This is a genomic window from Sphingomonas lenta, assembly GCF_002288825.1.
Taxonomy (GTDB): Bacteria; Pseudomonadota; Alphaproteobacteria; order Sphingomonadales; family Sphingomonadaceae; genus Sphingomonas; species Sphingomonas lenta.
Genome location: NZ_NSLI01000001.1, coordinates 26,391 through 49,987 on the forward strand (window position 1 = coordinate 26,391; position 23,597 = coordinate 49,987).

General features: G+C 69.6%; 21 protein-coding genes. 10 read left to right on the forward strand and 11 right to left on the reverse strand.

Annotated elements, in window-relative coordinates:
• The first annotated feature begins 8 nt into the window (after window positions 1–8).
• Genes CKY28_RS00125 through CKY28_RS00135 form a run of 3 tightly spaced genes read left to right on the forward strand, consistent with a single transcriptional unit; the run spans window position 9 to window position 4,156 of the window.
• Complete coding sequence (locus CKY28_RS00125; RefSeq protein WP_245841451.1) at window positions 9–707, forward strand: polysaccharide biosynthesis/export family protein; 699 nt, start codon at window positions 9–11, stop codon at window positions 705–707.
• Between the two features lie 15 nt (window positions 708–722).
• Window positions 723–2,918 (forward strand): GumC family protein, encoded by a 2,196-nt coding sequence (locus CKY28_RS00130; protein ID WP_095996323.1) that lies wholly within the window; start codon window positions 723–725, stop codon window positions 2,916–2,918.
• Window positions 2,919–2,962: 44 nt separating this feature from the next.
• Entirely contained in the window at window positions 2,963–4,156 is a 1,194-nt protein-coding gene (locus CKY28_RS00135) for a hypothetical protein (protein WP_141243820.1), read from the forward strand.
• Between the two features lie 5 nt (window positions 4,157–4,161).
• Here CKY28_RS00135 and CKY28_RS00140 read toward each other — a convergent pair whose 3' ends face one another.
• A complete protein-coding gene (locus CKY28_RS00140; RefSeq protein WP_095996325.1) occupies window positions 4,162–4,932 on the reverse strand; it encodes a metallophosphoesterase family protein in 771 nt (256 codons plus the stop codon).
• A gap of 281 nt (window positions 4,933–5,213) precedes the next feature.
• Between CKY28_RS00140 and CKY28_RS00145 the strand changes: the two genes are divergently transcribed.
• Both CKY28_RS00145 and CKY28_RS00150 read left to right on the forward strand, forming a co-directional pair.
• Window positions 5,214–6,428, forward strand: a complete 1,215-nt coding sequence (locus CKY28_RS00145) for a sugar transferase (RefSeq protein WP_217989534.1) — start codon at window positions 5,214–5,216, stop codon at window positions 6,426–6,428.
• Window positions 6,429–6,465: 37 nt separating this feature from the next.
• The gene (locus CKY28_RS00150) at window positions 6,466–7,257 is read left to right on the forward strand and encodes an FkbM family methyltransferase (RefSeq protein ID WP_176472898.1); all 792 of its coding nucleotides are present in this window, start codon (window positions 6,466–6,468) and stop codon (window positions 7,255–7,257) included.
• Here the strand turns inward: CKY28_RS00150 and CKY28_RS00155 are convergent.
• Genes CKY28_RS00155 through CKY28_RS00165 form a run of 3 tightly spaced genes read right to left on the reverse strand, consistent with a single transcriptional unit; the run spans window position 7,235 to window position 10,727 of the window.
• Window positions 7,235–8,728 carry an oligosaccharide flippase family protein gene (locus CKY28_RS00155; protein WP_095996328.1) on the reverse strand — a complete coding sequence of 498 codons (1,494 nt, stop codon included), beginning with the start codon at window positions 8,726–8,728 and terminating at the stop codon, window positions 7,235–7,237. The two genes, CKY28_RS00150 and CKY28_RS00155, sit on opposite strands and share 23 nt — an antisense overlap.
• Window positions 8,729–8,750: 22 nt before the next feature.
• Window positions 8,751–9,815, reverse strand: a complete 1,065-nt coding sequence (locus tag CKY28_RS00160) for a rhamnan synthesis F family protein (protein ID WP_095996329.1) — start codon at window positions 9,813–9,815, stop codon at window positions 8,751–8,753.
• Between the two features lie 45 nt (window positions 9,816–9,860).
• Window positions 9,861–10,727, reverse strand: a complete 867-nt coding sequence (locus tag CKY28_RS00165; protein WP_095996330.1) for a hypothetical protein — start codon at window positions 10,725–10,727, stop codon at window positions 9,861–9,863.
• 89 nt (window positions 10,728–10,816) lie between these two features.
• Here CKY28_RS00165 and CKY28_RS00170 point away from each other — a divergent pair, with 89 nt between their 5' ends.
• Window positions 10,817–11,827: a glycosyltransferase family 2 protein gene (locus CKY28_RS00170; RefSeq protein WP_217989535.1), complete on the forward strand. Its 1,011-nt coding sequence runs from the start codon at window positions 10,817–10,819 to the stop codon at window positions 11,825–11,827.
• Window positions 11,824–13,095 (forward strand): hypothetical protein, encoded by a 1,272-nt coding sequence (locus tag CKY28_RS00175; protein ID WP_095996331.1) that lies wholly within the window; start codon window positions 11,824–11,826, stop codon window positions 13,093–13,095. The genes CKY28_RS00170 and CKY28_RS00175 overlap by 4 nt, the downstream gene beginning before the upstream one ends.
• Here the strand turns inward: CKY28_RS00175 and CKY28_RS00180 are convergent.
• The 3 genes from CKY28_RS00180 to CKY28_RS00190 are packed head-to-tail and all read right to left on the reverse strand — an operon-like array spanning window position 13,092 to window position 16,772.
• On the reverse strand, window positions 13,092–13,940 hold the full coding sequence (locus tag CKY28_RS00180) for a class I SAM-dependent methyltransferase (RefSeq protein ID WP_095996332.1): 849 nt from the start codon (window positions 13,938–13,940) through the stop codon (window positions 13,092–13,094). The two genes, CKY28_RS00175 and CKY28_RS00180, sit on opposite strands and share 4 nt — an antisense overlap.
• 54 nt (window positions 13,941–13,994) lie before the next feature.
• Window positions 13,995–15,242 (reverse strand): glycosyltransferase, encoded by a 1,248-nt coding sequence (locus CKY28_RS00185; RefSeq protein WP_095996333.1) that lies wholly within the window; start codon window positions 15,240–15,242, stop codon window positions 13,995–13,997.
• Between the two features lie 48 nt (window positions 15,243–15,290).
• Entirely contained in the window at window positions 15,291–16,772 is a 1,482-nt protein-coding gene (locus CKY28_RS00190; protein WP_095996334.1) for a right-handed parallel beta-helix repeat-containing protein, read from the reverse strand.
• 110 nt (window positions 16,773–16,882) lie between these two features.
• Here CKY28_RS00190 and CKY28_RS00195 point away from each other — a divergent pair, with 110 nt between their 5' ends.
• Together CKY28_RS00195 and CKY28_RS00200 are read left to right on the forward strand one after the other, a co-directional pair.
• On the forward strand, window positions 16,883–17,983 hold the full coding sequence (locus CKY28_RS00195) for a glycosyltransferase family 4 protein (RefSeq protein ID WP_095996335.1): 1,101 nt from the start codon (window positions 16,883–16,885) through the stop codon (window positions 17,981–17,983).
• Window positions 17,980–19,107 carry a glycosyltransferase family 4 protein gene (locus CKY28_RS00200; protein ID WP_217989536.1) on the forward strand — a complete coding sequence of 376 codons (1,128 nt, stop codon included), beginning with the start codon at window positions 17,980–17,982 and terminating at the stop codon, window positions 19,105–19,107. Before CKY28_RS00195 ends, CKY28_RS00200 begins: the two co-directional genes overlap by 4 nt.
• Window positions 19,108–19,113: 6 nt before the next feature.
• Here CKY28_RS00200 and wecC read toward each other — a convergent pair whose 3' ends face one another.
• Both wecC and wecB read right to left on the reverse strand, forming a co-directional pair.
• Window positions 19,114–20,406: a UDP-N-acetyl-D-mannosamine dehydrogenase gene (gene wecC, locus CKY28_RS00205; RefSeq protein ID WP_095996336.1), complete on the reverse strand. Its 1,293-nt coding sequence runs from the start codon at window positions 20,404–20,406 to the stop codon at window positions 19,114–19,116.
• The gene (gene wecB, locus CKY28_RS00210; protein WP_095996337.1) at window positions 20,390–21,520 is read right to left on the reverse strand and encodes a non-hydrolyzing UDP-N-acetylglucosamine 2-epimerase; all 1,131 of its coding nucleotides are present in this window, start codon (window positions 21,518–21,520) and stop codon (window positions 20,390–20,392) included. Before wecB ends, wecC begins: the two co-directional genes overlap by 17 nt.
• A 90-nt stretch (window positions 21,521–21,610) precedes the next feature.
• Between wecB and galU the strand changes: the two genes are divergently transcribed.
• Entirely contained in the window at window positions 21,611–22,480 is an 870-nt protein-coding gene (gene galU / locus CKY28_RS00215) for a UTP--glucose-1-phosphate uridylyltransferase GalU (protein WP_095996338.1), read from the forward strand.
• Here galU and CKY28_RS00220 read toward each other — a convergent pair.
• Window positions 22,477–23,238, reverse strand: a complete 762-nt coding sequence (locus CKY28_RS00220; protein WP_095996339.1) for a HesA/MoeB/ThiF family protein — start codon at window positions 23,236–23,238, stop codon at window positions 22,477–22,479. The genes galU and CKY28_RS00220 overlap by 4 nt on opposite strands.
• Entirely contained in the window at window positions 23,235–23,597 is a 363-nt protein-coding gene (locus tag CKY28_RS00225) for a hypothetical protein (RefSeq protein WP_141243821.1), read from the reverse strand. The genes CKY28_RS00220 and CKY28_RS00225 overlap by 4 nt, the downstream gene beginning before the upstream one ends.

The following is a 23,597-nucleotide window of genomic DNA, read 5'->3' on the forward strand; positions in this document are numbered from 1 at the left end:
AAATGCGTATGAACCGCTGCGCTCTGGCGAGCGCGATCCTTCTCGCCGGCTGTTCGTCCGGCCCCCGGCTGGTGAGCACGCCGAACCTGGACGTGGTCCGGATGGAGCGCTTACCGGCGCCGACCCGGCCCGATCTGGTCGCCGCCGATCGCGCCAGCTTCATCGGGCCGCTCGACACGATTGGGGTGGACGTGTTCAACGTGCCGGACCTGACGCGCGAGTTGCGCGTGGACGCCAGCGGCCGCATCTCTATGCCGCTGATCGGCGAGATGGACGTGCGCGGCAAGACGGCTAACGAGGTTGCGGCGATGATCGAAGCGCAGCTCGACCGCTACGTGCGCAACCCGCAAGTCACGGTGAACGTACGCAATTCGGTAAGCCAGGTCGTCACGGTGGACGGGTCGGTCAACGAGCCGGGGCTCTACCCCGTCACGAACCAGACCACGCTGGTGCGCGCCGTCGCCTCCGCCAAGGGGCTGAGCGAGTTCGGGCGCAGCGAGGACGTAGTCATTCTCCGCACCGTCAACAACCGTCGCATAGCCGGCCTGTATAATCTCGACGCGATCCGCCGCGGGACCTATGAGGATCCGCCCATCTTCGCCAACGACCTCGTCATCGTCGGCGACTCGAAGGAGCGGCGGATGTTCCAAGATTTCCTCGCGATCGCGCCGCTTCTTTCCGCGCCCTTGATCGTTGCGCTGCAGTAACGGGCTGGACACGACATGAACCAAGCACAAAGTGTTCGGCAGTTCACCAGCGGCAGCGTCGCGCTGCTGCCGGCCGACGCGTTCGGAGGGCAGGAGGAGCAGGTCTCGCTCGTCCGGCAATATACACGGATCGCCTGGCGCTGGCGCAAGGTCATCGCCGGCTCGATCGCCGCGGCGCTGCTGGCCGGCATTATCGTCACCCTGCTGATGACGCGGCAATACACCGCGCAGAGCACGATCGAGATCGCGCGCGAGGGCAACGCGATCGTCAACATCCAGGGCGTCGAGCGGGATGCCACGGCCGGTGATCAGGAATTCTACCAGACCCAGTATGGCCTACTGAAGGCGCGCTCGCTTGCCGAGCGTGTCGCCACGCAGCTGCGACTCGTCGACGACCCGCGCTTCTTCGAAATGTTTGACGTGGATCCGATCACCTTGTTCCCCGCCGGCGACCGCGGGGGATCCGCGGGAGACCGCGCGCGGCGTATCCGCGTGGCTGGCGCGCTCCTGCTCGACAACGTGGACGTATCACCGCTGCGCGCGTCGCGGCTGATCGACTTATCGTTCACCAGCCCGGACCCCCAGATCTCGGCCAAGGTGGCCAACGCCTGGTCCGCCAACTTCATTCAGGCGACGCTGGAGCGACGCTACGAAGCGACCTCCTACGCGCGCCAGTTCCTGGAGAACCGGATCGGGCAGCTGCGCGGCCGGCTGGAGCAGTCGGAGCGTGCTCTGGTGAACTATGCCTCGCAGCAGCGTATCCTTTCGGTGGGCACCGAGAAGGACTCCAACTCAATCCTAGGCACCAACCTCGAAACGCTCAATAACGAGTTGCTCAAGGCGACCGCTGACCGCGTCCAGGCGCAGGCGCGCTATGAAGAGACGCGCGGTCGGAGCGGTGAGACGTCGGAGGCGCTCGGCAACGCTGCGCTGAACACGCTGCGCAGCAAGCGCGCGGAGCTCGCGGCCGATTACCAGCGGCTCCTGCTGCAGTTCAAGCCGGAGTATCCCGGCGCACGGGCGATCGCCACGCAACTCGCTCAGCTCGACCGAAGCATCGCGCGCGAGGAGCAGCGCGTGGGCGGCTCGCTCGAGGGCGTCTATCGCGGCGCGGTGGAGCGCGAGCGGGCGCTACAGGAGCGCGTCCAGCAGCTGACGGACGACGTGCTCGACCTGCGTCGCCGCAGCATCCAGTACAACATCCTGCAGCGCGAGGTGGACACCAACCGCCTGCTCTACAACGCGCTGCTCCAGCGCTACCGCGAGATCGGCGTCGCCGGCGGCGTGGGCGTCAACAACGTGTCGGTCGTCGACGACGCCGACGTGCCGGAGCGTCCGTCGAGCCCGCGCCTGGTGCTCAACATGATCCTGGCGCTGCTGGCCGGCTCGGCGATCGGCGTGATGCTCGCCTTCTACCTGGAGCAGACGCACGAGTCGATCGACGATGCGGAGGAAGTGGAGCGGAGCCTGGGCGTGCCGCTCCTGGGTACGGTGCCGAAGCTGACCGGCCGCGCGCCCATCGACGCGCTGCGCGATCGCAAGTCGCCGCTGGTGGATGCCTATTTCGCCATCCAGACGAGCCTGCAGTTCTCGACGGAGAGCGGCGTTCCGCGCTCCCTGGCGGTGACCAGCACGCGGCCCGCCGAAGGCAAGTCTACCACCGCGCTCGCGCTGGCGACCCTGCTCGCGCGCTCCAAGCGCAAGGTCGTGCTGGTCGACGGCGACCTCCGCTCGCCGTCGGTCCACCACCTGATCGGCACCGGGCACGAGCGGGGCGTCAGCAATTACCTGACCGGCACGGACGATCTGGGCTCGCTGGTCGTCCATGTCGACGAGTTCGACTTCGACGCGATCACGGCCGGGCCGATCCCGCCCAACGCCGCCGAGCTGCTGACCGGCGCGCGCCTGCCGCAACTCATCGACGCGCTGCTGCGGACGTATGATCACGTCATCATCGACGCGCCGCCGGTGATGGGCCTGGCCGACGCGCCGCTGATCGGCACCCGGACCGAGGCGGTCGTGTTCGCGGTCGAGTCGCACGGTATCCGAGCCGGTTTGGCCCGCACCGCGCTGCAGCGGCTCGCGGCGGCCAACGCGCGCATCATCGGCGTCGTGCTCACTAAATTCGAGCCCAAGCGGGCCAGCACCGGCTATGGCTACGAGTATGGCTACGGCTACGGCGACGCCAGCCGGGGGGCGGCTCGGGCCTGATTATGGCCGGGTCGTCGGGGGCCGGGTCGTCGGGGGCCGGGTTCATGGGTCGCGGGCTGATCGCGCGCGTGCTGCTGCTCGCCGGGCTGGCGGCGCTGCTCGTCTTCGCTGCGCGCGTCACGGCGGGCAACGTCTTCGCCGGGCGCGATCCCGACTTCGCGCTCCGCTTGTCGCCCGGCAACGCGCGCGCGCTGGGCGAGAAGGCGCGCAAGCGTATCCAGACGGAGCAGAGCCCCGCGGCTCGCGCGGAGGCGATGGCGCTCGCCGCCCGCGCGCTGGCGCGTGATCCGGGCAATGTCGACGCGGTCGTGGCGGCGGGCCTGGTCAAAGACCTGGCGAGGCGGCCCGCGGAGGCGGCGCGGCTCATGCGCTACTCGGGAAAGCTGTCCCGGCGCGATTTCGCGACGCGGATCTGGCTAATCGAGGACGCGGTGCGGCGCAACGACGTCGAGGGCGCGCTCCACCACTATGACGTGGCGCTGCGGACGTCGAGGCTCGCCCCTTCCGTGCTGTTCCCCGTCCTCGTCCAGGCGGTGACCGGCGACGACATGATCGCGCCGCTGTCGACCACGCTCGCGCGTCGGCCGGTCTGGTCATATCAGTTCATGCAGCAGCTGGCGCAGACCGGGACGGATTACCGGGCGATGGCGGCGCTGTACGAGGCCGTCCGCCGGAAGGGCGGGCTGGTGCCGGAGCCCACGATCGCGGCGGCGACCGCGCGCATGGTGGAGGCGGGGGCGTTCGGACAGGCGTGGTCGCTCTACGCCGGCTTCAATCCGGGAACGCCGCGCGCCGGCGTGCGGAACGGCGACTTCGCCCGCACGGAAGAAGCGCCGACCCCGTTCGACTGGAACTTGTCGCAGCTGCCCGGGCTGGCCGCGGAGCCGCTGGGCGACAACGGCGGCACCCTGCGCTTCGAGGCTACGTCGGGGGCCGGGGGCGTCGCCGCGCGGCAGCTGTTGCTGCTCGCACCCGGAGCCCACGAGCTCTCGGGCACGGCGTACGATGTCGTGCTGGGTGGCGGGGGCGTGTCGCCCAGCTTCCGGCTTGTCTGCGCGGGCGGCGCGCGGGTGCTGTCCGACGCGCCGCTGCCCTCGGCAGCTTCGACGGGCGCGGCGTTCCGCGCACGGTTCTCGGTGCCTTCAGGCTGTCCGGCCCAGTGGCTCGAGCTGCATGTGCCCTCCGCCGAGGGCCCTACGCCGGTGTCGGGCTCGGTGGGAAGGGTCGCGGTGCGCTGACGCGCTCAGTCGCGCTCGTCGGCGTCGCTCAGCAGGAACCAGCGGTCGGCACCTTCCAGGCCGATGGCGGCGAGCCGCCCCGTGGCGTAGGCGCCGACGTCGATCCCGATGCGGTTGTGATGGACGTCGATGTCGTTGGTCACGGTATGGCCGTGGACGACGACATGGCCGAAATCCTGGCGGAATCGGAGGAACTCGTCGCGGATCCAGCGCATCTCGGTCGGCTTCTGCTGCTCCAGCTCGACGCCGGGCCGAACGCCCGCGTGTACGAACAGGTAATCGCCCGAGAGATGATGGTCCTGGGCGCGGTCGAGAAAGGCGAGGTGCTCGGGCGGCACATGCTCCTCGATCAGGGCCGGGAGATCGGCCAGTCCGCTATCGTCGTACAGCTCGGGTGAGACGCCGTAGCTGATCAGCGTCTCCCGGCCGCCGACCCGGTCGAAGGTCGACAGGATGCTGCGGTCGCCCTTGGCGGCGCGGAGCAGCATCTCTTCGTGATTGCCTTTGAGGAAGATGCAGGGCGTGTCCGAGGCCTCGACGGCCATCAGCCGCTCCACCACCGCGCGCGAATCCGGGCCGCGGTCGACATAGTCGCCCAGGAAGACGAGGACGGTGCACGCCGGGCCGCGGCCGTCGTCGTCGGTGGCGATCTGGTCCAAGATGTCGTTGAGGCAATCGAGCCGGCCGTGAATGTCGCCGATCGCATAGACGCGCTCGCCGTCAGCTGCACGGGGCAGGGCGACGGCTCGGGACTTTCGGAACAACTTACTCAGCACGAACGGCTAATCCTCGGAAAAAGGCCCGCATATAGGGCGGGGCGGCCCGCACTCAATCGCCGCCTGCACTCGCGCGCCCGCATTGCGCCCCGCGCGCCGAGCGCTTATGCGGGCATGTCCGGCGCGTCCCCCGCGCCGGTGCGGACAGGCGTCGGACGGGAGGCCGGTGTCGCCGTTTCAGGAACGGGGCGGGCGGCCGATCCGGCAATAGTGAGACCTTTCAGGACAATATGGTCGCGGTCGGCATCCACCGTTCCCCATGGCAACGCTTACGTACCCAGATGGCCGGATGCCTTCTGTTCGGTGCGTTGGTGCCGTACCTCATCAGGATCGCGACGCTCGGTCCCCTGGAGGCGATCGGGCCGGTCCACGAGACGTTCCTCGGCGCGGTCGTCGCCAACCTGCTGGGCATTTGGCTCCTGCGCAACGTCAGCACCTATCCGGGCGTGGAGGCGAGCGGATACGTCCTGCCGGCCATGTCGCTGTCCTACGGCGCGGTGCTGCTCGTGTTCCTGCTCGCGCGCTTCGACTATAGCCGCCTTACGCTATCGCTCGCCTTTGCGGGGAGCCTGACCTGGTTGTTCTTCACGCAAGGCCGCGCACAGCGGGAGCAGAGGCTGCGCATCGGCCTCCTGACCTTCGGCAGCGCGAAGGAGCGGCCCGAGGTCGAAGGCATCACCTGGGTCCCGCTGTCGTCGCCGACGGCGGACGTGTCGGGCCTGAACGCCGTGGCGGCGGACCTGCGCGTCGATCTGCCGGAGGCTTGGGAGCGCCGGCTGGCGGAGTATGCGCTGGACGGCATGCCCGTGCTCCACATCAAGCACCTGTTCGAATCGTTGTCGGGGCGCGTCGAGCTGGAGCACCTGTCCGAGAACAATTTCGGCTCGCTGGCGCCCGTGTCGGCGTGGATGACCGTCAAACACCTGATCGACTGGGTGGCGGCGCTGGTCGCCGGCTTCCTATTGCTGCCGTTCCTGCTGGCGGTGGCGGTGGCGGTGAAGCTGAGCTCGCCCGGGCCCGCGCTGTTCCGGCAGACGCGCATCGGCTATCGCGGCCGGCCGTTTCAGGTCTACAAGTTCCGCACCATGACGGTGGCGGACGATCCCACCGACGCGCGCGCCGCCGCGATGACCCGCGACGCGGACGCGCGCGTCACCAAGCTGGGCCGGTTCCTCCGCTACACGCGCATCGACGAGTTGCCGCAGATCATCAACGTGCTGCGCGGCGAGATGAGCTGGATCGGCCCGCGGCCCGAGGCGGAAGTGCTGTCGCGCTGGTACCAGGCTGAGATCCCGTTCTACCTGTACCGCCATATCGTGCGGCCGGGGATCGCCGGCTGGGCGCAGGTCGTCCAGGGCCATGTCGCCGAGGTGGAGGAGGTGCGCAGCAAGCTCCACTACGATTTCTACTACATCAAGAATTACTCGCCCTGGATCGACCTGCTGATCGTGGCCAAGACGATCCGTACGATGCTGACGGGGCATGGCGCGCGGTGACGTCCGCGGCGGAGCGCAACGGAGGGAAAGCGGGCTGATGAGCGTGATCGAACGGGTGAGGCGGCGTCTCTCGCCCATGCGCGAGGTGATGAGCGCGCGCGCATATCGGCATGTACGCGGGCAGCCGCTCTTCACCCCGGGCGAGACGCGGCTGCTAGACCGGCCCGTCGTCTATTCGGACCGGCAGGGCTTCCTCCATTCGGTCCAGGAACTGTTCTACGACGAGGTGTACCGCTTTCGCGCCAAAACGGACGCGCCGCACATCATCGACGCGGGCGCGAATATCGGCTTGAGCGTCCTGTACTTCAAACGTCTCTATCCTCAGGCCACGGTCGTCGCCTACGAGCCCGACGCGGCGATCTGCGCGATGTTGCGTCGGAACGTCGCCGACCTGCCCGGCGTCGATGTTCGGCAGGCGGCCGCCTGGATCGAAGATACGGAGCTCACCTTCTACGCCGAAGGTTCGCTTGCGGGGTCGGTTACGACCGACTTCGCGCACAAGGCGGCGCCCGTCACGGTCAGGGCGGAGCGGCTCAAGGACGAGCTCGCCAAGCGACCAGTCGATTTCCTCAAAATCGATATCGAAGGGGCGGAGAACCGCGTCCTGTTCGACATCGAGCCCGAGCTGGCGCAGGTGGACCAGCTGTTCTTCGAATACCACAGCCACACGGGCGAGCCGCAAAGGCTGGGCGACCTGCTGAATCTAGTAGGCCGGGCGGGCTTCCGCTACATCATCAACGGAGCGCACTGCGTCCGGTTGCCGTTCGTGGAGCGGTCGGACCAGGGATTCGACCTCCAGCTCAACATCAGCTGCTTCCGCGAGCCCTGAGTGGGCGTGCGGCGAGGCGGCCGCGGACGCCTTCCGCCAATACGCGCAGCAGCGCGAGCGCTTCGGGCGGCGTCGCGCGATACGCCAACGCCGAGCCGAGCGCGAGCGCCGCGAGCAGCGCCGCGACCTGCGCGCCGCCGCCGGGCGGTAGCAGCACCGCGGCCGCGCTAGCCGACAGGACCGCCGCGAAGGGGCCGAGGTTGCCGGCGACCGGTGCGACGCCCGCCGATGAAATCCGGAACATCACCCAGGCGTCGACGACCGTGCGGAGGCTCCACAAGGCCGCCGCGCCCGCGACGCCGAACCAGCGTATCGCGAGCCAGAGCAGCACGACGTAAGGAACGACCTCCGCGAGATGGAGCAGCGCCGAGGCGGAAGCGCGCCTCTGCGCATGGAGCAGCGCGAACGCGACCAGCGCCAACGCGTTGGCCCAGATGCCGGGCACGAGCAGGTAGGCGATCCGCGCCGCCTCGAGCGCCAGCGCCGGGCCAATCCACAATTCGAAAAAGGGGTGGATCGCGAGAAGCGCCGCCAGCACGGCGGGCGTCATCAGGAGCGACAACGCTCCGACGCTCACGGAGCAGAGTTTCGCCGCATCGTCCTGATCCATCCCGGACAGACGGGGAAACAGCGCGCGATGCAATGCTTCGGGCGCCATGAGCAACCGGGTGACGGCCTGGAACGGGATGACGTAGACGGACACCGCGCGGGGCCCGAGCATCACGCCGATGACGAACCGGTCCCACATCGACAGGATGGGACCGACGGTGTTGGACAGGCTGACCCACCCGCCGAACGATAGCATACGGCGCAGCAGCGCGCGCGACGGTCGTCGGACGGGGCCGATCGGAACCAAACGCCGCGCCGCGAGCGCCGCGCACAGGCCGGACAGCGCGCGCGCTACGAGCGAAGCGGCGACGAGCGCGGGCAGGTCGGACGAGCCCAGCGCCGCGACGACCAGCGGGGCCGCGGTTGCGGCGAGGCTGGACGCGGTGTCAATCAAACCGATCACGCCGAAGCGCGAGCGGCCGATCAGCGCGCCCGTGCACACGCCCGCCACGATGTTGACGGGCACTGCGCAGGCGATCAGCGGCACGGCGCGCCGCGCTTCGTCCGCCAGCGCCGGATCCGTGAAGTCGATCGAGCGCAGCGCGAGATAGCCGGCCGGAAGCGCGACGGCGAAGGCGACGAGCGCGAGCGCCACGCTGGCGAACAAGCCAGTCCAGAAGATCGGGTCGGGGTTGGCCTCGGGGCTGTGGCCTGGAGGCAGCGCCGCGATGCCCTGCGTCACGGCGCGCCCGAGCCCCAAGTCGAACAGGCCCAGATAGCCGAGCAGGAGCCAGCAGATCGACAACACGCCGTATCGTTCCAGCCCGACCAGCTCGATGTAGAGCGGCACCGAGACCAGCGCCACGCCGACCAGCAGGACGGACGAGGCGAGGTTCACGCCGGTGTTGCGGGCCAGGCTCACCGGCCCCGCCGTTTCCGCGCCATCAGGCGGCCCGCCGCGCGCGCCGCGCCAGCGCCGCCAAGCCGTCCAGCACCGTCCATTTCACGACCCGCCCGAACCGCGCATATTGCCACGCGGCATGCGCCAGCGCCGCGTTGACGGCGGCTGCGGTCCGGCGGCCGCGCCGCACGGCCCTGTAGTCCCGGATGAGCAACCGGCGCATCTGCCGTCGGTAGACGGGATCCGGCGCCCCCTTCAGGCGCGATCCCGACGGCGCGGTCCCAATGGGCGCGGCCCGGCCCCGTCCACCCCGGCGCGCGAGGTCTTGTTCGATCAAGGGGAGCATCTCTGGCGCGCGCGCGCCGACCAGCGACCGCCAGTCCTCCACGCCCCTGACCGAAGCGGGGTTGTAGCGCAGCAGCTCAACTTTGATGAACGGAACGCCGGCTGCGACCAGCTCGTCCCAGAGCAGGTGCGTGGGGTTGAAAGGGGTGCGCTTGGCGATCCGGCTGTCGCGCCGCCAGTCGTAAGCCGCATGGTAGCGGAAGCCCGCCTCCACCAGACGCCGGGTCAGGCCCATCTCGAACCCGTACACGATTTCCGTCTTGGTCGTTTCGGCGGTGATGGCGCCAGGCCGCAGCAGCGAGCGGAACGCGGCGGAGCGATGCGCCTGCGAGCCGAAGATCATGAACCAGCTCTGCAGGTGCGACGTCACCTCACCGCTCGCCACCGCGCCGAAGAAATCGGCCCGATGGGAGAGGAGGTCGTCAACGAACGCGCGGAGGTCGCCGATCGGCGCGTAAACGGAGTCGTTGCACAGGAGGACGAGGTCATCTTCGCCGGGCGGCTGACGGTCGAGCAGGTCGATCCAGGTGCCGAAATCCAGGCCGATATTGTCGCGCAACAACACCGTGTCGACGACGGCGGCCACCTTGGCGCGCTCCGTCTCGTCCAGCGCGCACGGCGTTCCGAACGCGATGGAGAAGCCCGCGTCCCGCAACGCCGACAAGTAGCGGATCACATGATCGCCGACGATCGGGTCAGGGTCGTAGTGCGCGAAGTAGCAGAGGCGACGCCCAGCGTGCGGCCTTTCACTGAGGCTGGTCATCGCCGCGCCTTATCCGATCGACCTCACGGCGCATAGCCGTGCGGGTCACGCCGGATAGCCGGCTGCCCGTAGCGCGTCGCGCACCTCGTGCTCGGGATGGAGATGCGCCAGCTTGCCGCCCAGCAGCGACCGTTTGAGGAAGGGGAAACCCGCACGGACGAGCGGCAGCGCGAGCTGGAGCGTCGGGTCCTCGGCTTCGAGCATGTCCGAGAACAGGAGCGATCCCACGCTCATCGACCGGCTCGCCACCCGGGCGAAACGCGTCTCCTGATTGAGCACCACGCCCCAGAAGCGGTCATAGGCATGCGCCGGCATCAGCACCGGCCCGAGCGCGCGCATGCGGGCGGGCGTCACGCCTTTGAGGTGGAAGGCGTAGCTCTGGATGTGGTTCTCCACGTTGGCCGTCGCCGTGAACCCGGTCAGGTCCCACCGCGCCAGCGCCAGCCACGGCGCGAGGTCGACGAGCGGCCCGAAGGTGGAGTCGTTCAGCACCAGGGCGTCGCTGCCGGGGCAGTGCTCTGCGAGTGTCGCGAGGCCCGCGGTGTAGGCCGAGAAGTCGAAGCCCGGCAGATCCTTCCAGACGAGCGCGTCGGCGGCCGCGGCGAGGTCGGCGGGAATGTCGGCGGGCGACGGCGCGGCGCATACGACGAGGAGAGGGCGGCCGAGTGCGCGCAGCCGGTCCAACGCAAACCGGTGCGGCGCTTGGAGCAGGCCGTCGGGCGTGAAGACGAAATATATGGTCCAGGCGCCGACGCCCGCAGGCGAGCGCAGCACGCGCCGGGCCGGCGCCGGCACGCGCCGAAGAACGCGCTGCCCCAGTCGCCGCACCTGCACGCGCCATGGTGGCTTATTGGGCGCGAACGTCCAGTCCTGTCGCAACGCGGCGAGCTCGGGCGTCGGTCGAAGAAGCATCGGCGGGGTCATAGGCCGCCCCGCGCCCGTGTCGAGGCGCGCGCCCCGCGGCTGGTAAACGGGTGCGGTTCGGGGCATAGGGCGGGCCCATGACGGAACTGGACGCGGCCGACGGGGGCCGGCGGCGTGGGGCGGCGTCGGGCCCGCTCGTCGACATCATCATCGTGAACTGGAACTCGGGGGCGCTGCTGGCGAACTGCTTGCGGTCGATCGCGCGGCACGGCGGCGGCGCGGTGCGCCGGACCTACGTCGTCGATAACGGGTCGGCGGACGGGTCGGCGGACGTGGACGTGCCGGACCTAAACTGGGAACTGATCAGGGCGGGCGCGAACCTCGGCTTCGGCCGCGCGTGCAACTTAGCGGCCGAGCGGGCGGACGCGCCGTTCCTCCTATTTTTCAACCCGGACGCGGAGCTGCGCCCCGACACGCTGGACCGCGCGCTCGGCTTCATGCGCGATCCCGCCAACGCGAAGGTGGGCGTGGTCGGCGTCAGGCTGACCGACGAGCACGGCCATGTCCATCGCCATTGCGCGCGCTTCCCGACCTGGCGCAACTTCATCGGCAACAGCCTGGGCCTGACGCGGCTGCTGAAGCGCTCCTTCCCGCCCGTGCTGATGCTCGACTGGGATCATGGGTCGAGCCGGCGGGTCGATCACGTGATGGGCGCCTTCTACCTGATCCGGCGCGAGCTGTTCGAGGCGATCGGCGGTTTCGACGACGATTATTTCGTGTACCTGGAGGATCTTGACCTCTCGCGCCGCGTCTACGACGCAGGCTACAGCATCCACTACCTTGTCGACGCCGAGGCTTATCACAAGCAGGGCGGGACGTCCGAGAAGGTCAAGGCGCACCGCCTGTTTTACGCCATGAACAGCAACATGATCTACGCCTGGAAGCACCTGCCCAAGCCCGCCGCCGTCGGGGTGGTGGGGACCACGTTGCTGGTGGAGCCCGTGTCGCGCACCGCGCGCGCGCTATTCCGGCGATCGCCCGAGGAGCTGTGGTTCACGTGGCGCGGTTTCGGTATGGTCTATCGCGACCTGCCCAAGACGTTGCGCATCCTGCGCGGGGCGCGCGGTCGGACGGAGCGGGCGCGGTGAACCGAATAGTTGCTTCCCCCATCGCCGTCGCTCCCAAGAGCGACCTCGCCGCGCCGATCGCGCGAATCGTACTGCTGCTGACGCTCGCCGTCTGCGTGGTGGTGCCGCACTCGTTCCAGGTCGCCACCGCCGCGCTGCTCGGCATGAGCCTGATCCTGTCGCTCCTGGTCGTACGTCAATCCGATTGGCTGCAGCGGCTGATGACGACCTATCTGCTCGGCGTCGCGATCACCGCTTTTTACATCTGGCTGGGCACGGTGCACCGCGCGCCGCGGGCGGCGTCCAACCAGACGATCATCGTCTACATCGTCGCGCCGTTCATGTGGCTGATGATCGGCACGGTCCTGTACCAGCAGTTCGGCCTGGAGCGCGTGACGAGGATCCTGATCCGGCTTACCTGGGCCGCAATCGCCTCAGTGGCGGCGTTCTTCTACCTGTTCCTGGCGTTCGGCGTGGAGGCGGTGCGCGTCCTCAACGAAAACGCCAATGTGAACGTGACGGAGGGTTTCGCGGGCGCGAGCATCCTCGTCTACGGGTCGCTCATCTTCTTGACGGGTGCGGTCTTCGCGCAGCCCACAATGATCAAGGGCAGGCTCGCGCGCCTCATACTGCCGGGCTTGCTCATCTTGTGTGCGCTCACGTCCGGCCGGTCGGCGCTGATCCTGTCGGTACCGATAGGCGCTCTCGTCGGCGCTCTGCTGCGCGGCCGCATCCGTAAGGGCCACGGCGAAGGTCAGGGCCTGTCGGTGCTGCTGCCCACCATTACGCTCGGCGTCGTCGGTTTCGCGGTGCTCGTCGTCATCGACCTGTTTGTCGACTGGTTCGACCTCTTCGTGATCTTCGAAATCTTCTACGACGAGCTCACCAGCGGCGGCGGGTCGGAGCGCACCGAGCAGGTGGGCGCGCTATGGGAGGGCGTTCAGCAGTCTTACGGCCTGGGCGTGGGTCACGGCATCGGCGTGCCCTATCTTCGCAGCGCCGAGTTCCCCTGGCGCTATGAGGTAATCCCCATGGCGACGCTGCTGCGTGTCGGGTTCATCGGGACGCTCGTCTATATGTCCACGTTCATCGTCTACGGGCTGGAGCTGGCCCGGCGCAGCGGCGGACGGCTGCTCCGGCCCGAGGACGTGTACATGGCGGGCGGCTTCGCGGCGGCCGCGTTCGCGGCGTTCACAAACCCGTACATCGAGTCGTTTGTGTTCCAGTGGATGTACTTCCTGCCCGTGCTCGGGCTGGGCGTGGTCGCGAACCCCGGCCGCGGCGGCTAGGCCCGGCGCGCCAGCATGCAGACGGAGGGGCCGGCGACCGCCTGCGGCTCCTCGAACGCGGTCTCAACCGCGTATCCGTGCCGTTGGAAGAAGGCGAGCACCTCGTCCTTGTCGAGCCAGATCGAGCGCGACATGACGCCGCCGCAGAAGTCGCTCTTCGCCTCCGTGCCGCGGTAGCTGCGGACATAGTAGGTCATGGTGTCGTCGCCCAGCGTGCGCGACGTCACCTCGCCGGTCATCGGACGCCAGCGGCGATCGCCGGGCAGCATGGCGGCCTTGTCGACGAAGTGGCTCCAAACGAAGATGCGGTCCGACGCCTTCACCATGTTGAGCAGCGTCTGGAGCGGGTCGACCATATGGTAGAGAATGCCGCTCGCCATCAGGAGATCGTAGCGGCGGTCGGACTGCGCCAGGAACGCGTCGAAGTCGCCCAACTCGAAATGCGCGCGCAACAGGCCGAGCAGTTCCTTGACCAAGAGGCAGCGCAGGAAGGCCGCCTTGTTCGCCTCGATCGCGAGGATGGACGCCGCGCCGGCCTGCGTCAGCATGGAGGTGTGACCGCCCTCCAGGGGTCCGAGCTCCAGCACGTTCCAGCCGCCGACGTCGCCCAGTCGTTCGAGCAGCCAGCGGATGCGTGTGTCGTCGAACAGATCGACCGCGCCGCTCGTCACACCCTCGATGGGCAGTTTGGACGCCCAATCGCCTTTGAAGATGTCCACCGCCTGCTGCGCCGAGGGGGCCTGGTGGACGAAGGCGTCGTTCGCCTTCCAGCCCGCCTCGCCGCGACGTCGATCGCCGTTCACGAGACGTCGGACGAAGTCGAAGACGGATAGGACGGGGTTCAAGGCGATGCTCCGGAGAAGAAGGTTCGGGACGCTTTAGCCGCGCGCGCGGCCAACTCAATCCATGTCGGGAATGACGGGGTCGGCCGCGCGTAGCTTCTCGATCCAGTGGATTTGGCGGGGGAGGCAGACCTGGTGCAGGTCGTAGCGTTCGTGGACGAGCGCGCGGGCGTTCGCGCCCATGCGCGCGCGGGTGTGAGGATCGTCGAGAAGCGCGCACGCGCCGTCGACCAGCGCCTCCGGGTCGAAAAAGGGGAAGAGCAGGCCGTTCTCTCCGGGCGTCACCACCTCGCGCAGGGGCGCGGTGTCGCTCGCGAGGATGGGCACGCCCATGCTCATCGCCTCCATGAGGCTCCAGGACAGGACGAAGGGATAGGTCAGGTAGACGTGGAGCGCCGACGTCCGCATCACCGACAGGAACATCGAATAGTCGAGATTGCCGAGGAAGTGGACGCGCGAGCGGTCGACGCGGTCGGCGACCTCCGACCAGAAGATCTGCTTCCAGCTGCCCTTGCCTTGCAGCGGGGCGGCCCCGTAGCTCACGCCTTCGCCGCCGACGATGAGCACGCGCGCGTTCGGGCGGCGGCGCAGCAGCTCGGGCAGGGCGCGCACGAAGATGTGGTAGCCGCGATAGGGCTCCAGGTTGCGCGCGACGAAGGTGATGACCTCCTGCCCATGGGCGACCTCGACGCCGCCGACCTTGAGGCGGACGGAGGGATCGGGGGCGACATGGTCGGTGTCGATGCCGTCGAAGATGACGTCGATCATGCGCCGGTAGCGATCGGGATAGGTGCCGGCCTGGAACTCGGTCGGCGAGATCCCGGCGTTGGCGTACTCAAGATTGAGACGCTGCGGCAGGTTGCGCAGGCGGAACTTGCAGACGGCGTCCAGCGGGTCCGTGCGCGGCCCGAACTCCTGATCGAAGTCGAGGTCGCCGCCGGTCGAGCGGTAGAAATACTCGCAATAGACGCCCAGCCGCGCCTCCGGCCAGACCTGCTTCAGGAACAGCGAATCGCCCCAGCCCGGGTGCGCCACGATCACGTCGGGCGAGAAGCCGCCGTCGCGCAGCTTGGCGGCGGTGCGGAGCGTCGCCTCCGCGCGAATGACCTTGGTCTCGAAGTCGCGCGCCCAGGGGTGCTTGGCGCTGGTGCCGTACGTGCTGCCGCTGCGCAGCACGGGAAAGGGATTGTCCGCGGGCGGCGCGGACATGGACATCGCCACAACTTCGGCGCCGCGGCGCTTCATCTCGGGCGCCAAATGCTTGAACTGGGCGGGGTAGTTCTGGTGCACGAACAACAGGCGCATGGGCGACGGCGTCTCCTCGGGACAGGGGACGCCGCTTACGCCAAGCGGTCAGACGGGCGCTAGCCTCAGCGTCTCGCGCACGGGCGGGGCGGCGAAGGTGACGCGCTGCGGCCCCACGGTGGCGGTGCGCGCGTCGATGCGCGCGTCCTGGAATGCGACCGCGGTCTGCGTCATCCGGCCGTTGGGGCTTGAGAAAAGGTTGTCCAGCATCGCCAAGCGCGTGATCCGCCCGCCTACGAAGGCGAGGCCGACGCCGAACCGCCGGTCGGCGAGACCGCAATCGACGAACTCGTTGCGCTCCAACCGGAGCCGGTCGCACTCGCGCACCCAGAGCGCGTAGCCCGCGGGCCGCAGCCCGACGCGCTCGAACCGATTGCCCGTCAGCGTGACCTCCGCGTTCCAGGCGGTGTTGCCGATCTCCGAGTGCGAGGCGCAGTCGGTGAAGCGGTTCTCCGCCATCGTCACGCCGCGCATGCCGTTGAGGATGAACGGCGTGCGGCACCGCCGGATCGTGTTCCGCGAGAAAGTGACGCCATAGCCTTGATCCGCGCGGATCGCCTGGTCGCCGCCATAGCCGGCGGTCGTGAAGGCGCCGTCTCGGTCCTCGATCGTGTTGCCGGTGATCACGAAGCCGCTCTGCGCGTTCCGGACCCGGTCGTTGGCGCGCAGGTTCAAGGTGACGGCATAGCCGCCGCCGCCGCGGAACAGGTTGTCGCGGATCGTGACGGCGCGGATCACCGCGAAGCCGTCGTCGTTCGGTTCGAAGTCGATCGGGCCGGGCGCCATGACTCCGGTGCGCGGGTTGAACGGATCGCCCTTATTAACGGTGCCGTCGCCGTAGCGCGAGCAGTTGAGGAAGCGGCAGCCCTGGACCAGCAGGCGGTCGCAGTCGATCACCGAGATGCCGTTGCGGTTGTTGGCGTTGATGCCGTCGAACACGCAATCGACGACCGAGACGTCGAGATTGTGCCGCTCGTGCCCGAGCACCGTGCCGGAGCCGAGGTGCAGCCCGTCGCCTCGGAAGCCGCGGAAGCCGACGCGCTCGAACCGCGCGCCCGAGACGCCGTTGAGCATGATGAGATAGTCGAACTCGGCATAGCCGCGCTTCTCGACCTCGTCCTCGATCGTGAAGTCGCGGAAGATCATGTTCCGGCCGTTCCTGGCCGGGTCCGCGGAGTCGCTGTCGAAGAAGAACACGAAGGGCGCGGAACGGCGGTAGGAGCGCGCCACGATCGTGCGGTCGATGCCGTCGCCCAGCACCTGCACGCCCGAGGGAAGCCGGTCCTGCGGCGTGCTCGCGATGAGGTAGCGGCCGCCCGGTCCCCGGCCGCGGCCGGCGGGGAGGTGGACGGGCCTGCCGGTCGCGGCGGCGCGGCGGAACGCTTCCGAGTCGTCGACATCGCCGTCGCGCCGGAAGTCGGGCAGGGAGGCTCGGCCGTCCGCGTCGTCGGCCGCACCGCGCGCGAGCCCGCGCAGGGACCAGGCGGCCGGCGCCGCGACCGCGGCCGCCAATAGCAATCTACGCTTCATACGCTTCCCATGATCTCGCCACGGCTGCTCAACGGGCCGCACGGCTAGGCGTTGCGGATGCGCGATGCTAGGGGGCGGCCGAGCGCTCACCACGGGTTCCCTCGACCTTCATGTCCGACGACCTCCGGCGCGACCTGTCGGGCCGCACCATCCTCATGTTGCCGCGTTACGGCGAGCTCGGTCCGAGCAGCCGGCTCCGGATGGGCCAGTTCGCGCCGCGGCTGGAGGGGGCGGGTGCGACGGTGCGGTCGTCGCCCTTCTTCGACGACGATTACCTCCGCGCGCTGTTCGGCAGCGGTTCGAAGTCGAAGCTGAGCTCGCTCCGCGCCTACGCCCGGCGCACGGCGGCGCTGGCGCGGGAGCGGGCCGACCTGGTCTGGATCGAGCGCGAGCTGTTCCCGTTCCTGCCGGGCGGCTTCGAGCGGGCGCTCAGGGCGCGGCGCATCCCGTACGTGGTCGACTGGGACGACGCGGTGTTCCACCGCTACGACCGCCACCCCTGCTCCGCGGTGCGGCGGGTCCTGGGCCGCAAGTTCGACGCATCGCTCAGGGGATCGGCGGCGGCGACGCCGGGCAACTCCTACCTCGCCCGCTACATGGCGGAGCACGGCGCGCGGCGCGTCGTGACGGTGCCGACCGTGGTGGACCCGCGCCGTTACGACCCGAGGCCGCGCGCGCGGGGCGCGAGCCTGAGGCTGGGCTGGATCGGCACGCCCGCCAACGCCCGCTACCTGTCGGTGGTGGCCGACGCGATCCGCCTGCTGGGCGACGAGGCGCCCGTCACCCTGGTGACGATCGGCGCGCCGCGGCTCGACGGCTTCCCGGTCGAGCAGGAGGCGCACGACTGGAGCGAGGACAGCGAGGCGCGGCTGCTCTCGACGGTCGACGTCGGCGTCATGCCGCTGCCCGACCGCTCCTTCGAGCGGGGCAAGTGCGGCTATAAGCTGATCCAGTACATGGCGAGCGGGCGGGCGGTGATCGCGTCGCCGGTGGGCGTCAACGCGGAGATCGTGGACGGGGAGGTCGGGCTGCTCGCCACTACGCCGGCCGAGTGGGCGGAGGCGATCCGGATGCTCGCCGCCGATCCCGCGCGCACGGAAGCGATGGGGCAGGCGGGGCGCCGCCGCGTCGAGGAGCGTTACTCGATCGACGTCGCGGGCGCCGCGCTGGTCGACCTGTTCGCGTCCGTCGCGTCGGAGGCGCGGCGGTGAGCACCGTCGCGCTGGTGACCAGCGGCGCCTATTCGGTCGCGAACTTTCGCGGCATGCTGATCGAGGAGCTCAAGCGGCGCGGGCACCGGGTGCTGGCGCTCGCGCCCGATTGGGACGATGCGACGCGACGGCGCGCGGGCGCGCTGGGCGCGGAGCCGGTCGACATCTCGTTGAGCCGCACGGGACTGAGCCCGCGGCGTGACGCGCTCGACGTCGTCCGGCTGACCGCGACGCTGCGGCGGCTGCGGCCCGACGCGGTGCTGACCTATTTCGCCAAGCCCAACGTCTACGGCATGCTGGCGGCGCGCGCGGCGGGCGTGAAGCGGCGCGTCGCGATGGTTGAGGGGCTGGGATTCGTGTTCGACAGCAGCGCGGGCGAGAGCGGGCGGCGCAAGCTCGTCAAGCTGCTCGCCCGCGGGCTGTACCGGGCGGCGTTCGCGGGCGCGCACCGGGTCGTGTTCCTGAACCGCGACGATCAAGCCTTCTTCCTCGCCGGGCGGCTGGTCGCGCCGGGCAAGGTGGTCAATATCGGCGGGATCGGTGTCGACCTGGACCAGTTCGCGCCCGCGCCGCCCGTCACCGACCCGCCGACTTTTCTGCTGATGGCGCGGCTGCTGCGCGGCAAGGGGGTGCTGGAGTATGCGGAAGCCGCCGCGCTGGTGAAGGAGCGCCACCCCCGGGCCCGGTTCGTGCTGCTCGGCGATTTCGACGCCAATCCCGACTCGCTCGCGCGCGAGGACATCGAACCCTGGGTTGCGCGGGGCGCGATCGAGTGGCCCGGCCATGTCGAGGACGTGCGGGGCATGCTCGCGGCGGCGAGCGCGTTCGTGCTGCCCGCCTGGTGCCGCGAGGGGCTGCCGCGTAGCAGCCAGGAGGCCTCCGCGATGGCCAAGCCGGTGATCACCACGGACGTGGTGGGCTGCCGCGACACGGTGGAGGACGGACGGACGGGGCTGATCGTCCGGCCGCGAGACGTTCCCGACCTCGCGCGCGCGATGACTCGCCTGATCGAGCACCCGGACGAGATCGTCGCCATGGGCCGGGAAGGCCGCCGCTTCGCCGAGCGGCACTATGACGGGCGCGAGAAGAGCCGGGCCCTGGCCGACCTGCTCGTGGACGGCTGACCGGCGCTAGACGGCGACCCGCAGCGCGGGCTGGGCGCGGCGACGCGGCTGGTCCGGCCAGATGCCGCGCGTGTCGAGCACCAGCTTGGTGGCCCGCTCCTCCAGCGGCACGGAGCGGAAGACGTCGTGGTCGACGAGCACGATCATGACGGGGCAGGTCTCGATCGCGGTGTCCACGTCCGTCAGGACCGCGCCCGTGCCGGCGAAGGCGGCGGGAAGCGCGCGGGCATAGGGCTCGACGACGCGGATGCGGTCGCCGAACCGCTCGGCGAGCGTGAGCGCCACCTTGAGCGCCGGGCTCTCGCGGAAGTCGTCGATATTGGCCTTGAACGCGAGGCCCATGCAGGCGACCGGGCCGGGTGCGCTCTCGATCAGCGCGGCGGCCTGGGCGACGACATGGTCCGTCTTGCCGTCGTTGACCTGGCGCGCGGTGCGGATCAGCGGCGTGTTGGCCGGGTCGGCATGAACGAGGAACCAGGGGTCGACGGCGATGCAGTGGCCGCCGACGCCGGGGCCGGGGTTGAGGATGTTGACCCGCGGGTGGCGGTTGGCGAGCCGGATCACCTCCCACACGTCGACGCCCATCGTGTCCGCCACGAGGCTCAGCTCGTTGGCGAAGGCGATGTTGACGTCGCGGAAGGCGTTCTCCGTCAGCTTGGTCATCTCGGCGGCGCGCGCGTTGGTCGTCACGCACGCGCCGCGGACGAAGCGGCGGTAAAAGGCGAGCGCCTTGCGCGCGCAACGCGGGGTGACGCCGCCGATCACGCGGTCGTTGTCGATCAGCTCTTGGAGGATGCGGCCGGGGAGCACGCGTTCGGGGCAGTAGGCGACGGCGATGTCCGCCTGCTCGCCCGTGCGGCCGGGCACCTTCAGGTCGGGCCGGAGCCGCGCGAGGAGGTCGCGCACCTGCTCGGTCGTGCCGACGGGCGAGGTCGATTCGAGGATCACCGTGTCGCCCGGCTTCAGCACCGCCGCGACCGAGGTCGCCGCCTGGAGGACGTAGGTGATGTCGGGCGCGTGATCGTTGCCGAAGGGCGTCGGCACGGCGATGACGAACACGTCGGCCGGCGCGATCTGCGTCGACGCCCGGAGCGTGCCGCGCGCGACGACGCCGGAGACGAGGCCGTCCAGGTCCACCTCTTCGATATGAACGCGGCCCGAGTTGACGGTGTCGACCACCGATGCGGATACGTCGACGCCCAGCACATGCGCGCCCGTCCGCGCGATCACCGCGGCGGTGGGAAGGCCGATGTAACCGAGCCCTAGGACGACGACCTGGAGTTCAGAGTCCGAAACCACGCGCGACTACCTCCGCGATCCTGCCTGCCGCGTGGCCGTCGCCGAACGGATTGTGGGCGCGGGCCATCGCTCCGTACGCCCGGTCATCGTCCAAAAGGGTGAAGACTTCGGAAACGATGCGGTCCTCGTCACTGCCCACGAGCTTGGCGGTGCCGACGGCGACGCCTTCGGGGCGCTCGGTGGTCTCGCGCATGACGAGCACGGGCTTGCCGAGCGCGGGCGCCTCCTCCTGCACGCCGCCCGAGTCGGAGAGGGCGAGGTGGCATAGGCCCAGCGCGCGGATGAAGTGCGGGTAGTCGAGCGGGTCGATGCGGGCGACGTTGTCGCGGTCCCCCAACAACCGGTCCATCACCGACACGACGTTCGGGTTGGGGTGGACGGGGAAGAGCACCGCCACGTCCGGACGCTCGGCGATGCGGCCGATGGCGCGCGCGATCGACTCCATGCCGCCGCCGAAATTCTCGCGACGGTGCGTGGTGACGAGCACGACCCGCTTGCCCCGGAAACGCTCGGCGACGCCGTCGAGCCCCGCGGCGAGGCTCGGGTCGGCGTCGATGCGGCCGCGCGTCCAGTGGAGCGCGTCGATGACGGTATTGCCCGTGACGTGAATGGTTTGCGGGTCGATGCTCTCACGCCGCAGCGCGTCCGCGGCGGTCTCCGTCGGGGCGAAATGCTGGTCCGCGATCGGCGCGACGATGCGGCGGTTCACCTCCTCGGGCCAGGGGTGGTAGATGTCGTGGGAGCGCAGGCCCGCCTCGACATGACCGACGGGCACTCGGCGGTAGTAGGCGGCCAGTGCGCCGGCCATGGCGGTGGCGGTGTCGCCCTGGACGAGCACGCGGTCGGGCTTCTCCGCGTCCATCACCTTGCCCAATCCGGTGAGCAGCCGCGCGGTGAGGCGATCGAGCGTCTGCCCCGGCTCCATCAGGTCGAGGTCGCGGTCGGGCGCGAGGTCGGCGATGGCGAGCACCTGGTCGAGCAGCCCGCGATGCTGCGCGGTGACGCAGGTGCGGACCTCCATGGCCCCCGCCTCGCGAAGCGCGCGGACGACGGGGAAGAGCTTGATCGCCTCGGGACGGGTGCCGAACACGACGAGAATCATGGGGCGCTTCATAGCGCGTCCCTTAACCGTCCGATCTTAAGCCCAGGTCAATTGCGGCGGCGCAGCAAGGCCGTTATGCGCGGGGCCGAAAAGGGAGGACTCATGAGCTTCAAGCCCGTTCGCAAGGCCGTTTTCCCCGTCGCCGGTCTCGGCACCCGGTTCCTCCCCGCCACCAAGGCGATGCCCAAGGAGATGCTGACCGTCGTCGACAAGCCGCTGATCCAGTACGCGGTCGAGGAGGCGCTGGAGGCGGGCGTCGAGCAGATCATCTTCGTCACCGGCCGCGGCAAGGGCGCGCTGGAGGATCATTTCGACATCTCGTACGAGCTCGAGGCGACGATGACGCAGCGCGGCAAGTCGCTGGCCGCGATCGAGGGCATCCGGCAGAAGCCGGGATCGCCCGTCTATGTCCGCCAGCAGGAGCCGCTGGGGCTGGGCCACGCGGTCTGGTGCGCGCGCGACATCGTCGGCGACGAGCCCTTCGCGGTGCTGCTGCCCGACGAGCTGATGAAAGGCAGTCCCAACTTCCTGGCGCAAATGGTCGTGGCGTATGAAAAAGTGGGCGGCAACATCGTCGGCGCGCTGGAGGTGCCGGATGAGGAGACGCACAAATACGGCGTGATCTCGCCGGGCCGCGTCGATGGGCGGCTGACGGAAGTCACCGCGCTGGTCGAGAAACCCGCGCAGGGGACCGCGCCGTCGAACCTGATGATCCCCGGCCGCTACATCCTGCAGCCGGAGGTGATGCGCGTGCTCGACAACCCGGTGAAGGGCGCGGGCGGCGAGATCCAGCTGACGGACGCGATGGCGCAGCTGATCGGGAAGCAGCCGTTCCACGGCTACACGTTCGATGGCGAGCGCTACGATTGCGGCGACAAGGCCGGGTATATCCAGGCGAACCTCGCGCTGGCGCTGGAGCGGGACGATATCGGGCCGGCGGTGAGGGAGTTCGCGCGGGCGCGGGTGAGCTAGGTCCCGGACGCCCCGCACGCGGGACAGCCGGGGTCCTTGGGCAACCGTATCGTCCGGAACCGTCCCGCCAACAGGTCGACGAGCAGCAGCTTGCCCGTCGAGTCCTCGCCAAACGGCGCGACGGCGCGCACCGCCTCCAGGGCGGCTAGCGTGCCCAGCACGCCGGCTGCGGGGCCGAGTACGCCGTCCTCGGCGCAGGTGCCGCCATCGCGTTCCGGGGCGGCGCCGACGAAGCAGCGGTAGCAGGGGAGGGCGCGTTCCCAGCCGCGATAGACGGCGAGCTGGCCTTCGAACTGCGCCACCGCCGCCGAGACGAGTGGCACGTGCGCGGCGAGCGCGGCGTCGGCGACCGCCAACCGGGTCGCGAAATTGTCGCAGCCGTCGAGCACCGCGTCCGCGCCGGCGATCAGCGCGGCGGCGTTGCCCGCGTCGACTCGGGCCGAGCGGGTTTCCACGATGACGTGCGGGTTCAGGCGTTCGACGGCGGCGCGCGCCGCCTCGACCTTGAGCGCGCCCGAGTCGCCGGTCGCGTAGATCGTCTGGCGCTGAAGGTTGGAGGCGTCAACGCGGTCGTCGTCGATGATGATGAGCCGACCGACGCCCGCGCCCGCCAGATACTGGATCGCCGGCGAGCCGATGCCGCCCGCACCCACCACAGCCACCGAGGCGGCCTTGAGCCGCGCCTGGCCGGCGGCCCCGAACTCCCGGAGGACGATGTGGCGGGCGTAGCGGGCGAGTTCGTTGTCGGAGAAGATCAACCCTGCCAACGATAGGTCATGGTGAATTTGTACCAGCCCGGCTTGAGCACGCCCGCGCGGCGGGCGAGCGAGGAGACGTATCCCGCCGTGTACTGCTCGACGATCGGGCAGTCGATCGCGCGCGGCACGACGCGCTGCACCGCGCCGGCCTCGTCCACCAGCACGGCGACGGGCGCTTCGATCTCCGCGACGACACCGTCGAACGCGACCTGGCAGCGGTTCCGGGCGACCTCGCGGCGCACGAAGCTGGAGGAGACCGGCCCGGACGCAGCGGGCACCGGCAACTCCGGCAGATTGGTCCAGTCAGCGGGCGGCATGGGGGGCGGCGCGGCGGCCTGAAGGAGCAGGGCCGCCAGCAC

Excerpts from the sequence above, each read along its gene's own strand:
- CKY28_RS00160 (WP_095996329.1), bottom strand. The coding sequence starts at position 9,815 with ATGACCAGCCTCAGTGAAAGGCCGCACGCTGGGCGTCGCCTCTGCTAC.
- CKY28_RS00150 (WP_176472898.1), top strand. The coding sequence starts at position 6,466 with ATGAGCGTGATCGAACGGGTGAGGCGGCGTCTCTCGCCCATGCGCGAG.
- CKY28_RS00165 (WP_095996330.1), bottom strand. The coding sequence starts at position 10,727 with ATGCTTCTTCGACCGACGCCCGAGCTCGCCGCGTTGCGACAGGACTGG.
- CKY28_RS00170 (WP_217989535.1), top strand. The coding sequence starts at position 10,817 with ATGACGGAACTGGACGCGGCCGACGGGGGCCGGCGGCGTGGGGCGGCG.
- CKY28_RS00130 (WP_095996323.1), top strand. The coding sequence starts at position 723 with ATGAACCAAGCACAAAGTGTTCGGCAGTTCACCAGCGGCAGCGTCGCG.
- CKY28_RS00135 (WP_141243820.1), top strand. The coding sequence starts at position 2,963 with ATGGGTCGCGGGCTGATCGCGCGCGTGCTGCTGCTCGCCGGGCTGGCG.
- CKY28_RS00185 (WP_095996333.1), bottom strand. The coding sequence starts at position 15,242 with ATGCGCCTGTTGTTCGTGCACCAGAACTACCCCGCCCAGTTCAAGCAT.
- CKY28_RS00125 (WP_245841451.1), top strand. The coding sequence starts at position 9 with ATGAACCGCTGCGCTCTGGCGAGCGCGATCCTTCTCGCCGGCTGTTCG.
- CKY28_RS00145 (WP_217989534.1), top strand. The coding sequence starts at position 5,214 with ATGGCCGGATGCCTTCTGTTCGGTGCGTTGGTGCCGTACCTCATCAGG.
- wecB (WP_095996337.1), bottom strand. The coding sequence starts at position 21,520 with ATGAAGCGCCCCATGATTCTCGTCGTGTTCGGCACCCGTCCCGAGGCG.
- CKY28_RS00190 (WP_095996334.1), bottom strand. The coding sequence starts at position 16,772 with ATGAAGCGTAGATTGCTATTGGCGGCCGCGGTCGCGGCGCCGGCCGCC.
- CKY28_RS00195 (WP_095996335.1), top strand. The coding sequence starts at position 16,883 with ATGTCCGACGACCTCCGGCGCGACCTGTCGGGCCGCACCATCCTCATG.
- galU (WP_095996338.1), top strand. The coding sequence starts at position 21,611 with ATGAGCTTCAAGCCCGTTCGCAAGGCCGTTTTCCCCGTCGCCGGTCTC.